16 protein-coding genes and 1 riboswitch are annotated in these 17,438 nt (G+C 75.2%); of the genes, 12 read left to right on the top strand and 4 right to left on the bottom strand.

The window, feature by feature from the left end; genetic code table 11:
• Positions 1-201: 201 nt before the first annotated feature.
• The 3 genes from ACFVXH_RS18260 to ACFVXH_RS18250 form a co-directional block, all read right to left on the bottom strand.
• Positions 202-918 (bottom strand): HAD-IA family hydrolase, encoded by a 717-nt coding sequence (locus ACFVXH_RS18260; RefSeq protein WP_079272307.1) that lies wholly within the window; start codon positions 916-918, stop codon positions 202-204.
• Positions 919-1,089: 171 nt separating this feature from the next.
• Positions 1,090-2,196, bottom strand: coding sequence for a Gfo/Idh/MocA family protein (locus tag ACFVXH_RS18255; RefSeq protein WP_107418813.1), 1,107 nt, complete (start codon positions 2,194-2,196; stop codon positions 1,090-1,092).
• 8 nt (positions 2,197-2,204) lie between these two features.
• Positions 2,205-3,371 (bottom strand): DegT/DnrJ/EryC1/StrS family aminotransferase, encoded by a 1,167-nt coding sequence (locus ACFVXH_RS18250; protein WP_380737886.1) that lies wholly within the window; start codon positions 3,369-3,371, stop codon positions 2,205-2,207.
• A gap of 162 nt (positions 3,372-3,533) precedes the next feature.
• Here ACFVXH_RS18250 and ACFVXH_RS18245 point away from each other — a divergent pair, with 162 nt between their 5' ends.
• The 11 genes from ACFVXH_RS18245 (at position 3,534) to ACFVXH_RS18195 (ending at position 14,305) form a co-directional block, all read left to right on the top strand.
• Complete coding sequence (locus tag ACFVXH_RS18245; RefSeq protein WP_074003444.1) at positions 3,534-3,974, top strand: type II 3-dehydroquinate dehydratase; 441 nt, start codon at positions 3,534-3,536, stop codon at positions 3,972-3,974.
• Between the two features lie 176 nt (positions 3,975-4,150).
• Positions 4,151-5,056 carry an ROK family protein gene (locus ACFVXH_RS18240; RefSeq protein ID WP_387824810.1) on the top strand — a complete coding sequence of 302 codons (906 nt, stop codon included), beginning with the start codon at positions 4,151-4,153 and terminating at the stop codon, positions 5,054-5,056.
• A 69-nt stretch (positions 5,057-5,125) separates the two neighbouring features.
• Positions 5,126-6,190 (top strand): 3-dehydroquinate synthase, encoded by a 1,065-nt coding sequence (locus ACFVXH_RS18235; RefSeq protein WP_259316404.1) that lies wholly within the window; start codon positions 5,126-5,128, stop codon positions 6,188-6,190.
• Position 6,191: 1 nt separating this feature from the next.
• Entirely contained in the window at positions 6,192-7,085 is an 894-nt protein-coding gene (locus tag ACFVXH_RS18230; RefSeq protein WP_387824806.1) for a shikimate dehydrogenase family protein, read from the top strand.
• Between the two features lie 112 nt (positions 7,086-7,197).
• Positions 7,198-7,404, top strand: a riboswitch (cobalamin riboswitch).
• A gap of 85 nt (positions 7,405-7,489) precedes the next feature.
• Positions 7,490-8,503 carry an ABC transporter substrate-binding protein gene (locus ACFVXH_RS18225; protein ID WP_387824803.1) on the top strand — a complete coding sequence of 338 codons (1,014 nt, stop codon included), beginning with the start codon at positions 7,490-7,492 and terminating at the stop codon, positions 8,501-8,503.
• Positions 8,500-9,579, top strand: a complete 1,080-nt coding sequence (locus ACFVXH_RS18220; RefSeq protein WP_387824800.1) for a FecCD family ABC transporter permease — start codon at positions 8,500-8,502, stop codon at positions 9,577-9,579. The genes ACFVXH_RS18225 and ACFVXH_RS18220 overlap by 4 nt, the downstream gene beginning before the upstream one ends.
• Entirely contained in the window at positions 9,576-10,391 is an 816-nt protein-coding gene (locus tag ACFVXH_RS18215; protein ID WP_380737900.1) for an ABC transporter ATP-binding protein, read from the top strand. Before ACFVXH_RS18220 ends, ACFVXH_RS18215 begins: the two co-directional genes overlap by 4 nt.
• A complete protein-coding gene (locus ACFVXH_RS18210) occupies positions 10,388-11,131 on the top strand; it encodes a ferredoxin (protein WP_387824797.1) in 744 nt (247 codons plus the stop codon). The genes ACFVXH_RS18215 and ACFVXH_RS18210 overlap by 4 nt, the downstream gene beginning before the upstream one ends.
• 252 nt (positions 11,132-11,383) lie before the next feature.
• The gene (locus ACFVXH_RS18205; protein WP_387824794.1) at positions 11,384-11,647 is read left to right on the top strand and encodes a ferredoxin; all 264 of its coding nucleotides are present in this window, start codon (positions 11,384-11,386) and stop codon (positions 11,645-11,647) included.
• The gene (locus tag ACFVXH_RS18200; protein ID WP_387824791.1) at positions 11,637-13,004 is read left to right on the top strand and encodes an NAD(P)/FAD-dependent oxidoreductase; all 1,368 of its coding nucleotides are present in this window, start codon (positions 11,637-11,639) and stop codon (positions 13,002-13,004) included. Before ACFVXH_RS18205 ends, ACFVXH_RS18200 begins: the two co-directional genes overlap by 11 nt.
• 50 nt (positions 13,005-13,054) lie before the next feature.
• On the top strand, positions 13,055-14,305 hold the full coding sequence (locus ACFVXH_RS18195) for a cytochrome P450 (protein WP_387824788.1): 1,251 nt from the start codon (positions 13,055-13,057) through the stop codon (positions 14,303-14,305).
• A gap of 23 nt (positions 14,306-14,328) precedes the next feature.
• Here the strand turns inward: ACFVXH_RS18195 and ACFVXH_RS18190 are convergent, their stop codons facing one another.
• Positions 14,329-15,732: a short-chain fatty acyl-CoA regulator family protein gene (locus ACFVXH_RS18190; protein ID WP_387824785.1), complete on the bottom strand. Its 1,404-nt coding sequence runs from the start codon at positions 15,730-15,732 to the stop codon at positions 14,329-14,331.
• Positions 15,733-16,080: 348 nt separating this feature from the next.
• Here ACFVXH_RS18190 and aceA point away from each other — a divergent pair, with 348 nt between their 5' ends.
• The gene (gene aceA / locus ACFVXH_RS18185; RefSeq protein WP_387824782.1) at positions 16,081-17,373 is read left to right on the top strand and encodes an isocitrate lyase; all 1,293 of its coding nucleotides are present in this window, start codon (positions 16,081-16,083) and stop codon (positions 17,371-17,373) included.
• Positions 17,374-17,438: the final 65 nt, after the last annotated feature.

The following is a 17,438-nucleotide window of genomic DNA, read 5'->3' as shown; positions in this document are numbered from 1 at the left end:
GGGGGCTCCGGGCCGCCCCTATCCGACCCCCTATACGGGCCCTAATCACGGTGGACGGGGCAGGGGTAGCGGGCACGGCCGGCGGCTGAGCGGTGGGTGGGAACGGCGCCGCCCCGCCGGGCGTGGGCGCGGCGGGGCGGGGAGGGCGGACCGGCCCGGCCCGGCCGGTGGGGCGGCCGGGTGGGGCGGGCTCGCGGCCGGTCAGTGGGCCGGGACGGGTTCGGGCAGCAGGGCGAGCAGGTCGTCGGGCCGGCGCAGCACCGCGTCGGGCCGTTCGGCGAGCAGCGCCGCCTCGTCGCTCTCGCCCCACAGCACGGCGATCGCGCCGACCCCGGCACCCCGGGCGCTCGCCAGGTCGGTGACGGCGTCGCCGACCATGACGGTCCGTTCGGCCGGCACGTCGAGCAGTTCCAGGGCGCGCAGCACGATGTCGGGCGCGGGCTTGGCCCGGGGGACCTCGTCGGAGCCGAGCACGTGGTCGAAGTGGTGCAGCAGGCCGAGCTGGTCGAGCAGCGAGCGGGCCCGGGGGCCGCTCTTGCCGGTGGCCACGGCCAGCCGGATGCCGCGCCGGTTGAGGTCGACGAGCAGCTCCCGCACCCCGGCGTGCACGGTGACCTGGGGGGCGAGCCGGTAGCTCTCCCGGACGAAGGGCTCCTCCAGGGCGAGCGGCAGCCCCATGATCCGCATGATGTCCGGGAAGTAGCGGCCGAGGTGGCGGCAGTACTCCTCGAACGGCGGGTTGCCGTCGCCGACCACCTCCTCGTAGGCGGTGAGGAACGCCCGGCGCATCACGTCGAAGCTGTCGACGATGACGCCGTCGAGGTCGAAGACCACGGCGCGCAGCGGGGAGCGGGCGGCGAGCGCGTGGCCGTCGGGCCCGGTGGTCGGGGCGGTGGCTGCGAGCTGGTCGATCGGCATGGGATCTCCATGGGACGAGGGGCTGCCCGGACGGGTGACCGGGCCTGGCGCCCCGGGGCCGAGGGGATGGGCACGGCCTCCGGGGCCGGGGCACGGGGCTGCTCGGGTGGAGCCGCGGCTCGGCGGGGAACGGCGGGGACGGCGGGGACGGCGGTCGGACGCCGACGACGGTCAGACGGCGAGTGCCGCGGCCTCGTCGGCGAGCCGCGGCCGCGGGGCGCGGGCCGCCGCGTAGAGCCGCTCGATGACCGAGATGGTGTGGTGGGCTCGCTTCACGGCCGCGCCGCGCGAGGCCGGGTCGGCGAGCACGGCGGGCAGCTCGTCGAGCTGGCGCACGTACTCGGTGCCGACGTTCTCCCCGGGCAGCGGGACCTCGGTGGTGACGCCGTCGCGGGTCCGGGTGAGGCGCGGGACCCGGCGGTTCGGGCTGAAGCCGAAGGTGCACTCCAGGGTCGCGGAACCGGTGGCGCCCTCCACGGTGATCCGGGTGGTGTCGACGGACTCGTGGGAGGCCCAGCTCGCCCGCACCGCCACCGAGACGCCGGTGTCGGTGAGCAGGAAGCCGCGGGCGGTGTCCTCGACGTCGCCCGCGCCGTCCGGCCCCTCGGTGCCGCGCCAGCCGGCGCCGCGCCTGCCGTCGTTGACGAAGTCGGCGGAGAGCGAGCCGAGCACCGACGGGAACCGGACGTCGCCGCCGAGCACGGCCTGGGCCGTGTCCAGCAGGTGCCAGCCGAGGTCGACCAGGGCGCCGCCGCCGGAGAGCCGCCGGCTGGTGAACCACCCGCCGGCGTCGGGGACACCGCTGGCGCGGACCCAGGCGAGGTCGACGTGCCGGATCGGGCCGAGGTCCGCCGCCAGTTCGGTGAGGGCGGCGACGTCCGGCCGGTAGCGGGCGGCGCTGCCCGCCAGCAGGACGGTCCCGCCGGCGCGTTCGGCGGCGGCCAGCCGGTCCGCCTCGGCGGAGCTGAGGCAGACCGGCTTCTCCAGGAACACCGGGATGCCGCGGGCGAGCAGGCGTTCGGCCACGGGGGTGTGCAGGTGGTTGGGCACCGCGACGACCGCGAGGTCGACGTCGGGGCCGAGCAGGTCGGCGTCGGCGAGGAGCGCGGCGCCGGCCGGCACGTGCTCCGCGCCGCCGGGGCCGGGCTCGACGACGGCGGTGACCCGGTAGGCCGGGTGGGCTGTCAGGCGTGGCAGCCAGATGGTGCGGCCCGCCCAGCCGAGGCCGACGACGGCCACCCGTACCGGGGCGTCCGGCCCCCGTCCGGCGGTGCTCACCCGCGCGTTCACACCGCGGCCAGGGCGTCGGCGATGATCTGGGCGGTGTCCTCGATCGCCCGCTCGCTCGCGAGGAGGGTGCGGTGGTGCAGCCAGATGCCGTCGGCGGTGAGCGCCTCGCTGTTGGGGCAGGCCTCGGCCAGCGCGTCGACGGTGGTGTCGGGCGCGGCCGACTCCCAGAAGCCGTCCGAGCGGTAGATGGCGCGGAAGACCACGAAGGCGGGCAGGCCGCGCGCGATCAGGTCGTCGACCAGGGCGTTGCGCCGGTCCTCGCCGAGGCCGGGCACCCGGAACATCGCCATGTAGTGCGGGACGCGGTCGGCCCGCTCGTCGTGGCCCTGCGGCACCACGCCGGGGATCTCCGTCAGCAGGCTCTTGAGCAGCTTGGCGCGCTCCTCTCGGACGCTGATCTGGCCGTCCAGGCGGGCGAGCTGGGCGCGCAGCACGCTCGCGGAGAACTCGTTGAGCCGGAAGTTGGAGCCGGAGGTCTGGTGGTAGTACTTCCGGTCCGTCGGCGGGCGGCCGCAGCTGTGCCGCAGGAACGCCTCGTCGTACTGGGCGGTCTCCGGGAAGGTGACGGCGCCGCCCTCGCCGGCCGTCATCAGCTTGCCGTTCTGGAAGCTGAACGCGGCGATCGAACCCAGCTCGCCGACCCGGCGGCCGCGCCAGCGGGCGCCGTGGGCGTGCGCGGCGTCCTGCACGATCGAGACGCCCGAGTCGGCGGCGAGCTTGTCGAGGGCGTCCAGGTCGGCGATCTGGCCGGCGATGTGGACGGGCATGATCGCCCGGGTCCGCGGGGTGATCGCGGCGGCGGCCGCCTCGGGGCTCAGGTTGTAGGTGTCGAGGTCGATGTCGACCGGCACCGCGGTGGCGCCGAGCCGCTGGGCGGCCTGGGAGGAGGAGATGAACGTGAACGCGGGCACGATGACCTCGGTGCCCGGGCCGACACCGAGCAGCTGGAGGGCGATCTCCAGCGCGTGGGTGCCGTTGGTGACGGCGAGCGCCTTGGCGGCGCCGTGGTACTCGGCGAACTCCTGCTCGAAGGTGTCGACCTCCTTGCCGCCCATCCGCCACCACTGGCCCTGCTCCAGGGCCCTGAGCAGTCCTTCGCGCTCGGCATCGTCGTACTGGGGCCAGACCGGGAACTCCGGGGCCGGACGTCCTTGGGCACTCATGATTCCGCGCAGCCTTTCCTGTCGGGGGGACCGTGGAACGGGACGCTAACCCAGGAAATCCGGCCCGTCACCTCCCCTACGCACCCCCCTACAAAGCCCTTGTCCTGCAGTTCGGCAACCCTCTCCGGTTTCGTCCGGGGAATTCGCTGCTATAACCGGAATATGAGCGAACTGCTATTGCTGAACGGCCCCAATCTCGGGATTCTCGGCCGCCGCGAGCCGGAGGTCTACGGCACCGACACCCTGGCCGACATCGAGGCCGCGGTCGCCGCCGAGGTGGCCGGCCGGGGCTGGAAGGTGGTCTCCGTCCAGCGCGAGTCCGAGGGCCAGCTGATCGAGGCGGTGCAGGACGCCTGGGACGGCTCCGTCGGGGCGATCGTGAACCCGGGCGCGCTGATGATCGCCGGCTGGGGCCTGCGCGACGCGCTCGCCGCCTACCCGCGGCCGTTCGTCGAGGTGCACCTGTCCAACGTCTGGGCGCGCGAGTCCTTCCGGCACGAGTCGGTACTGGCGCCGATCGCCTCGGGCGTGATCGTCGGGCTCGGCGCGCTCGGCTACCGGCTCGCCGCGCAGGCGCTGCTGGCGAAGGTCCCGGCGTCCTGATGGGCTTCGCGACGGGCGCCCCGGCTGGGGGCACCACCACGACGACGCGGGCCGCGGCGGCGCCGGGTCCCGCGGTTCAGGCTCCGACGGCTCAGGGCCCCGCGGCTCAGGGCCCAACGCCGCAGGCCCCGATAGCTCAGGCCCCCACGGCTCAGGCCCCGACGGCCGCCCGGGGCGTGCTCGGCATCGACATCGGCGGCACCAAGGTCGCGCTGCGCGCCGAGGACGGTCCGCCCGGCGGGCCGGTCCGCACCGAGGAGGCCGTGCTGCGCTGGCCCGGCGCCCGGGTGGCCGGCGCCTACGCCGACTGGACGGCGCTGGCCGGCACGGTCGCCGACCTGCGCGAGCGCTGGGAGGGCGACTTCGCGGCGGTCGGGGTGGCCGTGCCCGCGACCCTCGGCCCGGACGGCCGGGTGCTCGCCTGGCCCGGCCGCCCCGACTGGCGCGGCTTCGACCTCGTCCCGGCACTGCGGCGGCTCTTCCCCGCCGCCGCCCTGGCCTGGGCGGACGACGGCGACCTCGCCGCGCTCGCCGAGGCGGTGCACGCCGGGTCCGGGCACGTGGTCTACCTGGGTGTCGGGACGGGCATCGGCGGCGGCGTCGTGCACGGCGGCGCGCCGCTGCCGGGCCCGGGACGCGGCTCCTGCGAGGCGGGCCACCTGATCGTCGACCGCCGGGGCCCGGTCTGCGACTGCGGACGGCGCGGCTGCCTGCAGGCCACCGCCTCCGGTCCGGCGACCCTGCGGCGCGCGGAACTGTTGCGCGGCGCGCCGGTCGAGTACCCGGAGCTGCGGTCCGGGCTGGCCGAGGGCGCGCCGTGGGCGGTGGAGGCCGTCGAGGAGACCTGCGCCGCGCTGGCGGCCGCGGCCGTCTCGCTCGGCGAGCTGTTCCGCGCCGAACTGACCGTGCTGGGCGGCGGGTTCGCGGACGGGCTGCCCGGCTTCACGGCGCGGGTGGAGGCGCACGCCGCCGCGCTGGCCCGCCCCGGCGGCCCGGTCCCCGCGATCCGGCCGGCCGTGCTCGGCGGGCTGTCCTCGCTGCACGGCGCCCTCGCGCTGGCGCGACTGCAGCCCGCGGCCTGAAGCGCACCCGGCCACACCCCCATCGAGCGACACCGCACACCACCTCACCGACCAGCCCTGGGAGCCGAGTTGACCACGACAGAAACCCTCGTCCGTACGGACGGAGGGCTGCGGCGCATCGACGTGGAGCTGGGTGAGCGCGGCTACCCGGTGCTGATCGGCCCCGGCGCCCGCCACCGGCTGGCCGGGGTGCTCGCGGGGATCGGCGCCCGCCGGGTCGCGGTGGTCAGCGCCCGGCCCGCGGAGTGGCTGCCCGACACCGGCCTCGACACCCTGGTGGTGGAGGCGAAGGACGGCGAGGAGGGCAAGTCCCTCGCCTGGGTGGCCGAACTGTGCAGCCGCTTCACCGCGTTCGGCCTGGGCCGGGCGGACGCCGTGGTCTCCTGCGGCGGCGGCACCACCACCGACGCGGTCGGGCTCGCCGCCGCGCTGTACCACCGGGGCGTGCCCGTGGTGCACCTGCCCACCTCGCTGCTGGCCCAGGTCGACGCGAGCGTCGGCGGCAAGACGGCGGTGAACCTCCCGGAGGGCAAGAACCTGGTGGGCGCTTACTGGCAGCCGTCCGCCGTGCTCTGCGACACCGACTACCTCGACACCCTCCCGCCGCGCGAACGCGTCAACGGCTACGGGGAGATCGCCCGCTGCCACTTCATCGGCGCCGGGGACCTCCGCCACCTGCCGCTGCCCGAGCAGATCGCCGCGAGCGTCGCCCGCAAGGCCGCCGTGGTGGCCGCCGACGAGCGCGACACCGGGCTGCGGCACATCCTCAACTACGGCCACACCCTGGGCCACGCGCTGGAACGCGCCACCGACTTCCGGCTGCGCCACGGCGAGGCGGTCGGCGTCGGCACGGTCTTCGCCGGCCGGCTGGCGGGCGCGCTCGGCCGGATCGGCCCCGAGCGGGTCGCCGAGCACCACGAGGTGGTCGCCCACTACGGGCTGCCGACCGCGCTGCCGCCCGAGGTCGGCACCGGGGCGCTGATCGCCCTCATGCGGCTGGACAAGAAGGCCGTCGACGGGCTCTCCTTCGTCCTGGACGGCCCGCGCGGCGCCGAACTCGTCAGCGACGTCCCCGAGTCGCTGGTCGCCCGCACGCTGGACGCCATGCCGCGCGCCGCCGCCGGGGAGGCCTGAGATGTCCCTTCACCCCGACCTGCCGACCCCCGACCTGCCGACCCCCGACGCACCGGCCTCCGACGCACCCGACGCACCGGCCCCCGACGCGCCGGCCGCCCGTCCGCCGATCTCCGGCCGCACCCGGCTGTTCGCGGTGCTCGGCGACCCGGTCGCACAGGCCAAGGCGCCCGCCCTGCTCAACCCGCTGTTCGCGGCGAGCGGCGTGGACGCCGTGCTCGTCCCCGTGCACGCCCCGGCGGACCGGCTGGACGAGGTCGTCCGCGGGCTGAAGGCCGTCGCCAACCTGGACGGGCTGCTGGTCACCGTCCCGCACAAGCTGGCGATGTGCGGGCACGCCGACGAACTCAGCGACGCCGCCGCCCTGTTGGGCAGCACCAACGCGCTGCGCCGCGAGCCGGACGGCCGCTGGTACGGCGACAACTTCGACGGCGCCGGGTTCGTCCGGGGCCTGGCCGCCGCCGGGTACCACCCGGCCGGGCTGCGGGTGGCACTGGCCGGCGCCGGAGGCGCGGGGCTCGCCATCGCCGCCGCCCTGCTCGCCGAAGGGGCCGCCGCACTCACCGTGACCGATCCCGACCGGGGCCGGGTGGACGCCCTGCTGGAGCGGCTCGGCACCCGCTGGCCCGGCCGCGTGGCCGCCGCCCCGCGCCCGCCCGCCGACGTCGACCTCGCGGTCAACGCCACCCCGCTGGGCCTGGACCCGGCCGACCCGCTCCCCTTCGACCCGGCACCGCTGGCGCCCGGCGCGCTGGTCGCCGACATCATCATGACGCCCGCCGAGACCCCGCTGCTGCGCACCGCCGCCGCCCTCGGCCTCGCCACCCACCCCGGCATCCACATGCTCGCCGAGCAGCTGCCGCTCTACCGCTCCTTCTTCCGCCTTCCGGGGTGATCCCCCGTCCCTCCGGAGCCGGCCGACCCCCGTGGCCGCTCCCTCCCCCGTCCCCGGGAACGATCCAAACGATCATCCCACCGGCCGGTCGCCACCGACCTGACCACGCCTGATACCGTGCCATCGCCGTGGTGTTCGGGAAACCGGTCTGAGTCCGGTGCGGCCCTCGCCACTGTTGCCGCGGAGTTCCGCGGCCCTCGCTGACCGGCTTTCGCCAGCGGTCAGGGCCACTGGGCGGGCTGGGAGAGCCGCTCGGGAAGGTCGGTCGCGGCGTGTTGATGCGGAAGCCAGGAGACCGGCCACGGCGCGACATGTTCCACGAGGGTTTTGGAGAACACGTGCCCAGCGGTCAGCCGTACCCGCATCCGGTCCGATCCATACGTTCCACGCGCTCCGCGCGCTCCATGCGTCCCGTACGTCCCACAGGTCCGACACGCGTCGGCCGGGCCGTCGCGGCCCTGCTGTTCGTCGGCGTGCTCGGAGGTTGCGCGGGCGCCCCCGCGCCCGTCGCGTCCGGCGGGGCGACCGGGAGTGCCGCGCCGGTCAGCGTGGACAACTGCGGGACCACCGTGACGGTCGGCGCGCCGCCCGAGCGGCTGGTGACGCTCAACCAGGGTGCCACCGAGGTGGCCCTGGCCCTCGGGCTGCAGTCCCGCATGGCCGGTACCGCCTACCTCGACGACTCCGTCCCGGAGAAGTGGAAGGCCGCCTACGACTCCGTCCCGGTGCTCTCCAAGAAGTACCCGACGAAGGAGAACCTCCTCGCGGCCCGTCCCGACTTCCTGTACGCCTCCTACTCCAGCGCGTTCACCGACAAGGTCGCGGGCACCCGGGAGGAGCTGCGCGGCCAGGGCGTCCCGTCGTACCTGTCCCCGTTCGGCTGCTCGGACAAGAGCCAGGTGCCGCCGACGACCTGGCAGGCGGCGTGGGGCGAGCTGAACGACGTCGCCAAGGTCTTCGGCGTCCCGGAGCGGGCCGCCGCGATCCAGCGGCAGCAGGAGCAGCAGCTGGCGCAGTTCACGGCGACGGCCGCGGGCAAGGGCCTGAAGGTCCTGTGGTTCGACTCGGACACCAAGACGCCGTTCGTCGGCGCCGGCCAGGGCGGGCCCCAACTCGTGCTCGACGCCGTGGGCGCCCGCAACGTCTTCGGGGACCTGCCCGGCAGTTGGCAGAACGTGAGCTGGGAGAAGGTCGTCGCGGCGGACCCGGACGCCATCGTGGTCGCGGACGCCGACTGGGACACCGCCCAGTCCAAGATCGACTACCTGGAGAACGACCCGGTCCTGAGCAAGCTCACCGCCGTACAGCGCAAGGCCTTCGTGACGGTGCCGTTCTCCGAGTCGACGCCCGGCGTGCTGCTCGCCGACGGTGCCGCCCGGGTGTCCGACGGGCTGGGCCGACTGCACCCGGCTTCATGACCGCCGCGCCCCACCCCGTCGTGCGGCCCGCTGGTCCGGGCCGCGCGACGGCGGCCCTGGCCGTCGCCGCGGCCCTGCTCCTGAGCACCGTGCTCCTCGGCCTGGCCGTGGGCTCGCAGCACGAGTCGGTCGGGACGGTGATCGAGGTCGTGGCGCGCCGTCTCCGGCTGGGCGACCCGCACGTGACGCTGCTGGACGACCAGATCGTCTGGCAGCTGCGGCTGCCCCGGGTGCTGGGAGCGGCCGCCACCGGCGCCGGCCTCGCGGTCTGCGGCGCGGTGCTGCAGACGCTGACCGGGAACGACCTGGCCGATCCCTTCCTACTCGGGATCTCGGACGGAGCCGCCGCCGGCGCGGTCACCGTGATCGTCCTCGGCGTCGGCGTGTCCGGCGCCGTGGGCACCGGCACGGTGGCGACGGCGGCCTTCGCCGGCGCCCTGCTCGCCGCCATCGTCGTCCTGGCCCTGGCCGGCGCCCGAACCCGGTCGCTGCCCACCACCCGGACCGTGCTCGCCGGCATCGCGGTGGGCCAGATGTGCGGGGCCTACACCTCGTTCGTCGTGATGGTCCTCGGGGACCGCGACGCGGCGCGCGGGGTCATGGAGTGGACGCTGGGTTCGGTCGCCGGCGTGCGGTGGCCCACCGCCGTCTTCCTGCTGGCGGTCGCGCTGGTCGGTGTCACGGTCCTGGCCTCCTCGGCCCGCGACCTGGACGCCTTCGCCTTCGGCGAGACCGCCGCCCGCTCCCTCGGCGTCCACGTCGAGCGCACCCGCTGGGTCCTCGTCGCCACCGCCGCGCTGGTGACCGCGTGCCTGGTCGCCAACACCGGCGTCATCGGGTTCCTCGGCCTAGTCGTCCCGCACGTGGTCCGTCTCGTCTGCGGCCCGCGCCACGCCCTCCTGCTGCCCGTGTCGGCGCTGGTCGGCGCGTCCCTCCTGGTGGGCAGCGACGTCGTGGCGCGCTCGGTCCTCCCCGACCGGGAGATCCCCGTCGGCGTCGTCACGGCCGGGCTCGGAGCGCCGTTCTTCGCCTGGCTGCTGTGGCGCCAGGGGCGGGCCGACGGGAGGGCGCAGTGACGACGACGCCTGTCGGGCTGCGCGCGGAGGGACTCGGTGTCCGCATCGGCGGAGCCACCCTGCTGGACGCGGTCTCGATCGCCTTCCGCCCCGGCCGGATCACGGGCCTGCTCGGGCCCAACGGCGCCGGGAAGACCACCCTGCTGCGCGCGGTCGCCGGACTGACCCGGCCGAGCGCGGGCCGGGTCCTCCTGGACGGCGAGGACCTCCACGCCCTCACGGCCCGCCGGCGGGCACGACGGGTGGCCTTCATGGAACAGCAGGCGGACACCCGGCTGTCGCTGACGGTTCGTCAGGTCATCGAGCTCGGCCGCACGCCGCACCGCGGCCGCTGGCCCGTGCCGACGGACTCCGCCGCCGACGCCCACGAGCGGTCCGTGGTCGCCGACGCCGTCGCCGCGGCCGACGTCGGCCACCTGCTCGACCGCTCCTGGCCGACGCTGTCGGGCGGCGAGCGGCAGCGGGTCCAGCTCGCCCGGGCGCTGGCGCAGGAGCCCGACGTGCTGCTGCTCGACGAGCCCACCAACCACCTCGACCTGCGCCACCAACTCGGCTTCCTCGAAACCGTCCGCGGGCTGGGCATCACCACGGTCGCCGCGCTGCACGACCTCGAACTCGCCGCCGCCTACTGCGACGAGGTCGCCGTCCTGCTCGACGGCCGGCTGGTCGCCCACGGGCCCGGCTCCGAGGTGCTCACCTCGCGCACGATCGCGGAGGTCTACGGCGTCGACGTCACCGTGGAACGGCACCCCCGGCACGACAGACCGCACATCCGGTGGAACGGACTGCTCCACGAAAGGACGACGCCATGACCTCCCCCGCCCCGGATGCCCCCGCCCACCGCAGTGCCGTGGTCCTGGTCGGCATGTCGGCCGGGGAGGCCGTCCGCCGTGACGAACTCCTCCGGGCGGCGGCGTCGCACCGGGCCTCGATCGCGTTCCTGCAGCTGGCGGACCCCTCCCTGTCGGCCGAGCTGACCAGGCTGGCCGACGCGGGCACCGGGACCGTGGTGCTGGTCGGCGTCCGCCTCACGGATTCCGGCCCGGGCCAGTCCTGGCTCCGGCGGATCGCCGCGCACTGGTGGCGCGAGCGCGCGGGACACCGTCCCGAACTCCTCGTCGCCACCCGCCTCGCCGACTCGCCGGACGCGGTCCCCACGGTGGCCGCGGCGACGAAGGCCGTCACCGGCACAGAGCCCGGCCTCACCTCCGCGGCCTGGGAGGACGTGCCCGGCCACCGGCACCAGGTCATGGTGTGCCGCGGCCCGCGCTGCGCGGCCAAGGGCGTGGAGGAAGGACTGCGCGCCCTGGTCCAGGGACTGACCGAGCAGGGCCTCGGCGACGACGACGTGCTCGTCACCCAGACGGGCTGCCAGTTCCCCTGCAACCAGGCCCCCGTCGTCAGCGTCCAGCCGGACGACGTCTGGTACGGCAACGTCGACCCGGCCACCGCCGCCCTCATCGTCACCGAGCACCTCGCCGGCGGACGACCGCTCGCGTCCCACCGCCTCCCCCGCCACCGGAGGGAGCGGGCGGACCACCACGACGACTGATCGCGGCCACCGGCCCGGGACCTCCGTTCCCGGCCCACGGCGACGTGCCCGCGCCGACCTGCCGGGCTCGGCCGACGGCAACGACGGGAGCGACGGTCCGTACCGCGTGGTACGGACCGTCGCACCCGTCGTTGCCGACGCCACGCCGACGCGGGCGGCCACGCTCCGCGACCGCTCCCGCGGAGCACCCCCGGGCGCGCGGCCGGGGCGGCGGCGGTAGGACGGATACGGACCCGGCCGGGAGGAGTGTCCGTGAAGATCGTCGTCGACCTCAACCGCTGCCAGGGCTACGCGCAGTGCGTGTTCCTCGCGCCCCGGGTGTTCGAGCTGCACGGCGAGGAGGCCCTGATGTACACCCCGCAGCCCGCCGTCGAGCAGCGGGAGCGCGTCCTGCGGGCCGCTGCGGCGTGTCCGGTGCAGGCCATCCTGGTCGAGGACCGCGCCGAGGACCTCGCCGGGGCCGGGGCCGTCGGCCCAGACAGCCCCGGCGGGGAGGGCCGGTCCGGTGTGCATTGACCTCCGGAGTGGCCGGATCGTCGTCGTCGGCGCCTCGCTGGCCGGGCTGCGCGCCGCGGAGACGCTGCGCGACGAGGGCTTCGCCGGGCGGCTGACCGTGGTCGGCGAGGAGCGCCGCCCCCCGTACGACCGTCCGCCGCTGTCCAAGCAGGTGCTGCTCGGGCGGGTGCGCGCCGAGGAGACCGCGCTGCCGCGCCGCCGCGAGGTGGACGCGGACTGGCGGCTCGGCGTCCGCGCGACCGGCGTGGACGGGGCGGCCAAGCAGGTGCTGCTCGCGACCGGCGAACGGCTGCCCTACGACCGGCTGCTGATCGCGACGGGCACCCGGGCCAGGCCCTGGCCGGACCCCGCGCAGGCCGCCCTCGACGGGGTGTTCACGCTGCGCACCGCCGACGACGCGGCCGGGCTGGCCGAGCGGCTGGCGGCCGGCCCGCGGCGGGTGCTGGTGATCGGTGCCGGGTTCACCGGCTCCGAGATCGCCTCCGCCTGCCGGGAACGCGGCGTGGCGGTGACGGTCGCGGAGCGCGGCCCCGCCCCGCTGGTCGGCGCCCTCGGCGGGGCCTTCGGCGCCTTCGCGGCCAGGGTCCAGCGCGCCCACGGGGTCGACCTGCGCTGCGGGGTGACCGTCACCGCGCTCCACGGCCGGGACGGTCGGCTCACCGGCGCCGAACTCTCCGACGGCAGCCGGATCGAGGCGGACGTCGCCGTGGTCGCCCTGGGGGCCGTCCGCAACACCGAGTGGCTGGCCGACTCCGGGCTCGCCGCCGGTCGACGCGGCATCGCCTGCGACGCCGGCTGCCGTGCCTTCGACATGTACGGGATCGTCACCGACGACGTCTTCGTCGCGGGTGATGTCGCCCGCTTCCCGCACCCCCTCTTCGAGTACCAGCTGCTCTCCCTCGAACACTGGGGCAACGCGGTCGCCCAGGCCGCGGTGGCGGCCCACAACATGGTCAACCCGGGGCCGCGCCGGCTGCCGCACCTGAGCGTGCCCGCCTTCTGGTCCAGCCAGTTCGGCCTCAACATCAAGTCCGTCGGCGTGCCGACCTTCTCCGACCACGTGGTGGTTGCCCAGGGCTCGCCGGAGGAGCGGCGGTTCGTCGCGGTCTACGGGTACCGGGGCCGGATCACGGCCGCCGTGAGCGTGAACCGGGCCAAGTGGCTGGAGCACTACCAGGGGCTGATCGAGACCGCCGCCCCGTTCCCGCCCGACTGGGTCGGCGTGGAGCCACCGCCCTCCCGCGCCCCCGTCCCGTCCGACGTGCCCGATCCGAAGGTGCTCTCGCACGGTCCCACCGTCGCGCTCACCGGTCACCTGCCCGACCGGCGGCTGACCTTTCGGCGCTGGGACGGCTGAGCACCGTCCCGGCGCCGCAGACCGCCGCCGCCACCCCCGAGGAGCCCGCCATGGCCACCACCGACACCCCCGGCACCAGCACCGGCACCGGTTCCGCCGGCACCCTGTACCGCCGGATCACCGACTACGCCAACCGCGCCGACCCCTACCCCCTCTACGCCGAACTGCGCGAGCACGGCGTGGCCCGCCAGGACGACGGCGGCTACCTGGTCGGCACCTACGACGAGGTCGCCGCGCTGCTCCACGACCCGCGGATCAGCTCCGACCGCCGCAACCGCACCGACCCGGACGAGGTGCCGGTCGTCCCGGTCGCCTTCATCGGCCGGGACGACCCCGAGCACGAGCGGCTGCGCAACCTGGCCATGCGGCCCTTCGGCCCGCCCCACGCGCCCGGCCGGGTCGACGCCATGCACGACGAGATCACCGCGATCGCCGGGGAGTTGATCGACGGGCTGCGCGGCCGCGACCGGATCGACCTCGTCGAGGACTTCGCCTACCCGCTCCCCGTCACCGTGATCTGCCGGCTGCTCGGGGTGCCGCGCGAGGACGAACCCCGGTTCCACGCCTGGTCCGAGACCCTGATCGAGGGCTTCGACCCCACCCCCGGCACCGACCCGGCCGAGCGGCAGCGGGTGGCCCTCCAGGCCCGGACGGAGATGGGGCTGTACCTCGGCGAACTCGCCGAGAGCCGCCGCGGCAGGCCCTCCGACGACATGCTCTCCGCCTTCGTCAACGACCCCGGCCCGGACGGCGGCTTCACCCGGCCGGAGCTGATGGCCACCGCCGTCCTGCTGCTCATCGCCGGGCACGAGACGACCGTCAACCTGGTCACCAACAGCGTGCTCACCCTGCTGCGCCACCCCGAGGCCCTCCGACTGGTGCGTGAACGGCCCGAGTTGATGCCGGGCATGGTGGAGGAGGTGCTGCGCTACGAGCCCCCGGTCCAACTGCTGCCGCAGCGCACCGCGCTGACCGACGTCGAGGTCGACGGCGTCACCATCCCCAAGGGCGCGCCGCTGGTCCTGGTCCTCGCCGCCGGCAACCGGGACCCGCGGCGGTTCCGCGACCCGGACCGCTTCGACCCGACCCGGCAGGACAACCAGCACCTCGGCTTCGGCAGCGGCGTGCACAGCTGCTTCGGCGCGCCGCTCGCCAGGGTCGAGGGGCAGATCGCCCTCACCGCGCTCGTCCGCCGCCTCGACGACCCCCGCCTGCTCCAGGACCCACCCGTGTACCGCCGCAGCCCGATCCTGCGCGGGCCCCGCCACCTGCCGCTGGCGGTCTCCGGCATCAGGGACTGAGCGCGCCAGCCGTCCGGGCGCCCTCAGTCCCGGGGGCCGGGCAGCGCGGCGTACGGGACGAAGGTGCTGGTGTGCTCGTCGACGGCCAGCGGTCGGCCGATGGCCGGGGCGGAGCGCTGCGGGCAGGCCGGGCGTTCGCAGACCTTGCAGCCGAGGCCGATCGGGGTGGCGGCCGCCTCGTCGCCGAGGTCCAGGCCGGCGGAGTAGACCAGTCGGCCGGCGTGCCGGATCTCGCAGCCGAGGCCGATGGCGAAGGTCTTGCCGGGGCGGCCCCAGCCGCCGGGCGAGCGGGTGACGGCGCGGGCGGTCCAGAGGTAGCGGCGGCCGTCCGGCATGGCGGCGACCTGGACGTGGACGCGCCCGGGGGCGGCGAAGGCGTCGTAGACGTTCCACAGCGGGCAGGTGCCGCCGGTGCGGGAGAAGTGGAAGGGCGTGGCGGACTGGCGCTTCGAGACGTTCCCGGCCCGGTCGACGCGTACGAAGGAGAACGGCACGCCGCGCAGGCCGGGGCGCTGGAGGGTGCTGAGCCGGTGGCAGACCGTCTCGTAGCCGACGCCGAAGTGGTCGGCGAGGTGCTCGATGTCGTAGCGGGCCGCCTCCGCCTGGGCGTGGAAGGCGGTGTAGGGCAGGACGAGGGCGGCGGCGAAGTAGTTGGCCAGGCCGATGCGGGTGAGCGCGAAGGTGGTGGAGCCCTCCGGGCTGTCCTGGGAGGAGAGTTCGGACAGCAGGGAGTCGTGTTCCAGGTAGGCCAGTTGCGTGGCCATCCGGAAGGCCTGCTGGCCGGGGCGCAGCCGGTCGGACAGCCGGAGGGTCCGGGTCGGCTCGTCGTACTGGTGCAGCTGTCCGCCTCCGGTGGCAATCCGGACCCGGTGCCCGGTAGCGAGCCGTTCGGCCAGCACCGTCCTGACCTCGCCGCGCCGCAGGCCGATGGACGTCGCCAAGTCCTCGGCGGCCGTGTCGAGTTCGTGGAGGTAGTTCCGGCGGCGGTAGAAGAACTCGCGGACCTGCTCGTGCGGGGTGTGCGTGTCGACTCCGAGGCCGCGGTCCCCGGCGAGGACGGCGAGCTGCTCGGCGGCGTCCCGGCGGCCGCGGGCCAGGTCGCTCAACAGCCGTGCCACGGAGGGCAGTCGGGCGGCGAGCTCGTCGAGGTCCCCGCCGGTGATCCGGCCGGCCGTGACCTCCTCGCCGAGCGCGTCGCGCAGTTCGGCGGTGAGCCGGGCGCTGTCGGGCGGGGCGAAGTAGCCGGCCTCGACACCAAAGGCCTCGGTGAGGCGCAGCAGGACGGGCACGGTGAGGGGCCGGGCGTCGTGCTCCAACTGGTTGACGTAGCTGGGCGAGAGGTCGAGCAGCCGGGCGAGGGCGGCCTGGCTGAGGCCGCGCTCCTCGCGCAGGCGGCGCAGCCTGGCACCGGCGAAGGCCTTTCCCATGGTGTCGCTCTCCCCGCTGTGCGCATCGGTCGATCCGGCGCGGGCAGCCTAGCCGCAGGGCAGCCGGTCAGGCCTTCGCAACCTTCGCGGATTCACCGGGAAGCGTTCGCAGAAGTTGGCCGCGGTCCACCGGTGACGGCGGCTCGGCGGGGGTGCCAGAGTCGGTGCTGCGGCCGGGAGGTGTGCAGGACAGCCGCAGAACACCAGGTCGCTCGCGGTCCGGTGGGCTATCCGGGCCTCCACGTCCCGCGGTGCGCCACCGCAGCCCGGCACCGTCCGGCCGCTTACTCGCCCTCGCGGTGAGGTGCGTCACATCCTTCGCAACAAGCACCCCTGGGGAGCAGACCCATGACTCAGTCGGTCCGGCAGCAGCAGGAGCAGCAGGCGGCGGAGCTCGCCGCCCGGTGGGCCTCCGACCCGCGGTGGGCGGGCATCGAGCGCACGTACACGGCGGCCGACGTCGTCCGGCTGTCCGGGACGGTGCGTGAGGAGCACACCCTGGCCCGGCGCGGCGCCGAGCGGCTGTGGCGGCAGCTGCACGAGCAGGACTACGTCCACGCGCTCGGCGCGCTGACCGGCGGCCAGGCCGTGCAGATGGTGAAGGCCGGGCTGCAGGCGATCTACCTGTCCGGCTGGCAGGTCGCGGCCGACGCCAACCAGGCCGGGCAGACGTACCCGGACCAGAGCCTCTACCCCGCCAACTCCGTTCCCCAGGTGGTGCGTCGGATCAACAACGCGCTGCTGCGGGCGGACGGGATCGACACGGCGGAGGGCAACGGCGGCCCGGACTGGCTGGTGCCGATCGTCGCCGACGCGGAGGCCGGCTTCGGCGGCCCGCTGAACGCCTTCGAGCTCACCAAGGGCATGATCGCGGCCGGCGCGGCGGGCATCCACTACGAGGACCAGCTGGCCTCGGAGAAGAAGTGCGGCCACCTGGGCGGCAAGGTGCTCGTCCCCACCGCCCAGCACATCCGCACCCTGAACGCCGCCCGCCTCGCGGCCGACATCGCCGACGTGCCGACCCTGATCGTCGCCCGCACCGACGCGCTCGCCGCCAACCTGCTGACCAGCGACGTGGACGAGCGCGACGCCCGGTTCTGCACCGGCGAGCGGACGGCCGAGGGCTTCTACCGGGTCGAGCCCGGCATGGCGCCGGTGATCTCGCGCGGCCTGGCCTTCGCCCCGTACGCGGACCTGCTCTGGGTGGAGACCGGCACCCCGGACCTGGAGCAGGCCCGGGAGTTCGCCGAGGCGGTCAAGGCCGAGCACCCGGACACGATGCTCGCCTACAACTGCTCGCCCTCCTTCAACTGGAAGGCCGCGCTGGACGACGACCAGATCGCCAAGTTCCAGCGGGAGTTGGGGGCGATGGGCTACCGCTTCCAGTTCATCACGCTGGCCGGCTTCCACGCGCTCAACCACTCGATGTTCCAGCTGGCCCGCGGCTACGCCGAGCACGGGATGACGGCCTATGTCGACCTCCAGGAGGCCGAGTTCGCGGCCGTGCCGGACGGCTACACCGCCGTGAAGCACCAGCGCGAGGTCGGCACCGGGTACTTCGACCTGGTCTCCACCGCGCTCAACCCGAACGCCGAGACGCTCGCCCTGACCGGCTCCACCGAGGCCGAGCAGTTCCACTGAGTCCGAAGGAGGCCGCCGGGCCCGAAGCGGGCCGCCGAGCCGGAAGGACAGCACCACCGAGCCAC

Source organism: Kitasatospora sp. NPDC058184, assembly GCF_042883725.1.
In the GTDB taxonomy this organism is placed as follows: Bacteria; Actinomycetota; Actinomycetes; order Streptomycetales; family Streptomycetaceae; genus Kitasatospora.
Note: the sequence above shows the minus strand (reverse complement) of the source record. Positions and strands in the feature narration are given on the sequence as shown.

Excerpts from the sequence above, each read along its gene's own strand:
- ACFVXH_RS18260 (WP_079272307.1), bottom strand. The coding sequence starts at position 918 with ATGCCGATCGACCAGCTCGCAGCCACCGCCCCGACCACCGGGCCCGAC.
- ACFVXH_RS18250 (WP_380737886.1), bottom strand. The coding sequence starts at position 3,371 with ATGAGTGCCCAAGGACGTCCGGCCCCGGAGTTCCCGGTCTGGCCCCAG.
- ACFVXH_RS18245 (WP_074003444.1), top strand. The coding sequence starts at position 3,534 with ATGAGCGAACTGCTATTGCTGAACGGCCCCAATCTCGGGATTCTCGGC.
- ACFVXH_RS18230 (WP_387824806.1), top strand. The coding sequence starts at position 6,192 with ATGTCCCTTCACCCCGACCTGCCGACCCCCGACCTGCCGACCCCCGAC.
- ACFVXH_RS18225 (WP_387824803.1), top strand. The coding sequence starts at position 7,490 with ATGCGTCCCGTACGTCCCACAGGTCCGACACGCGTCGGCCGGGCCGTC.
- ACFVXH_RS18220 (WP_387824800.1), top strand. The coding sequence starts at position 8,500 with ATGACCGCCGCGCCCCACCCCGTCGTGCGGCCCGCTGGTCCGGGCCGC.
- ACFVXH_RS18210 (WP_387824797.1), top strand. The coding sequence starts at position 10,388 with ATGACCTCCCCCGCCCCGGATGCCCCCGCCCACCGCAGTGCCGTGGTC.
- ACFVXH_RS18195 (WP_387824788.1), top strand. The coding sequence starts at position 13,055 with ATGGCCACCACCGACACCCCCGGCACCAGCACCGGCACCGGTTCCGCC.
- ACFVXH_RS18190 (WP_387824785.1), bottom strand. The coding sequence starts at position 15,732 with ATGGGAAAGGCCTTCGCCGGTGCCAGGCTGCGCCGCCTGCGCGAGGAG.
- aceA (WP_387824782.1), top strand. The coding sequence starts at position 16,081 with ATGACTCAGTCGGTCCGGCAGCAGCAGGAGCAGCAGGCGGCGGAGCTC.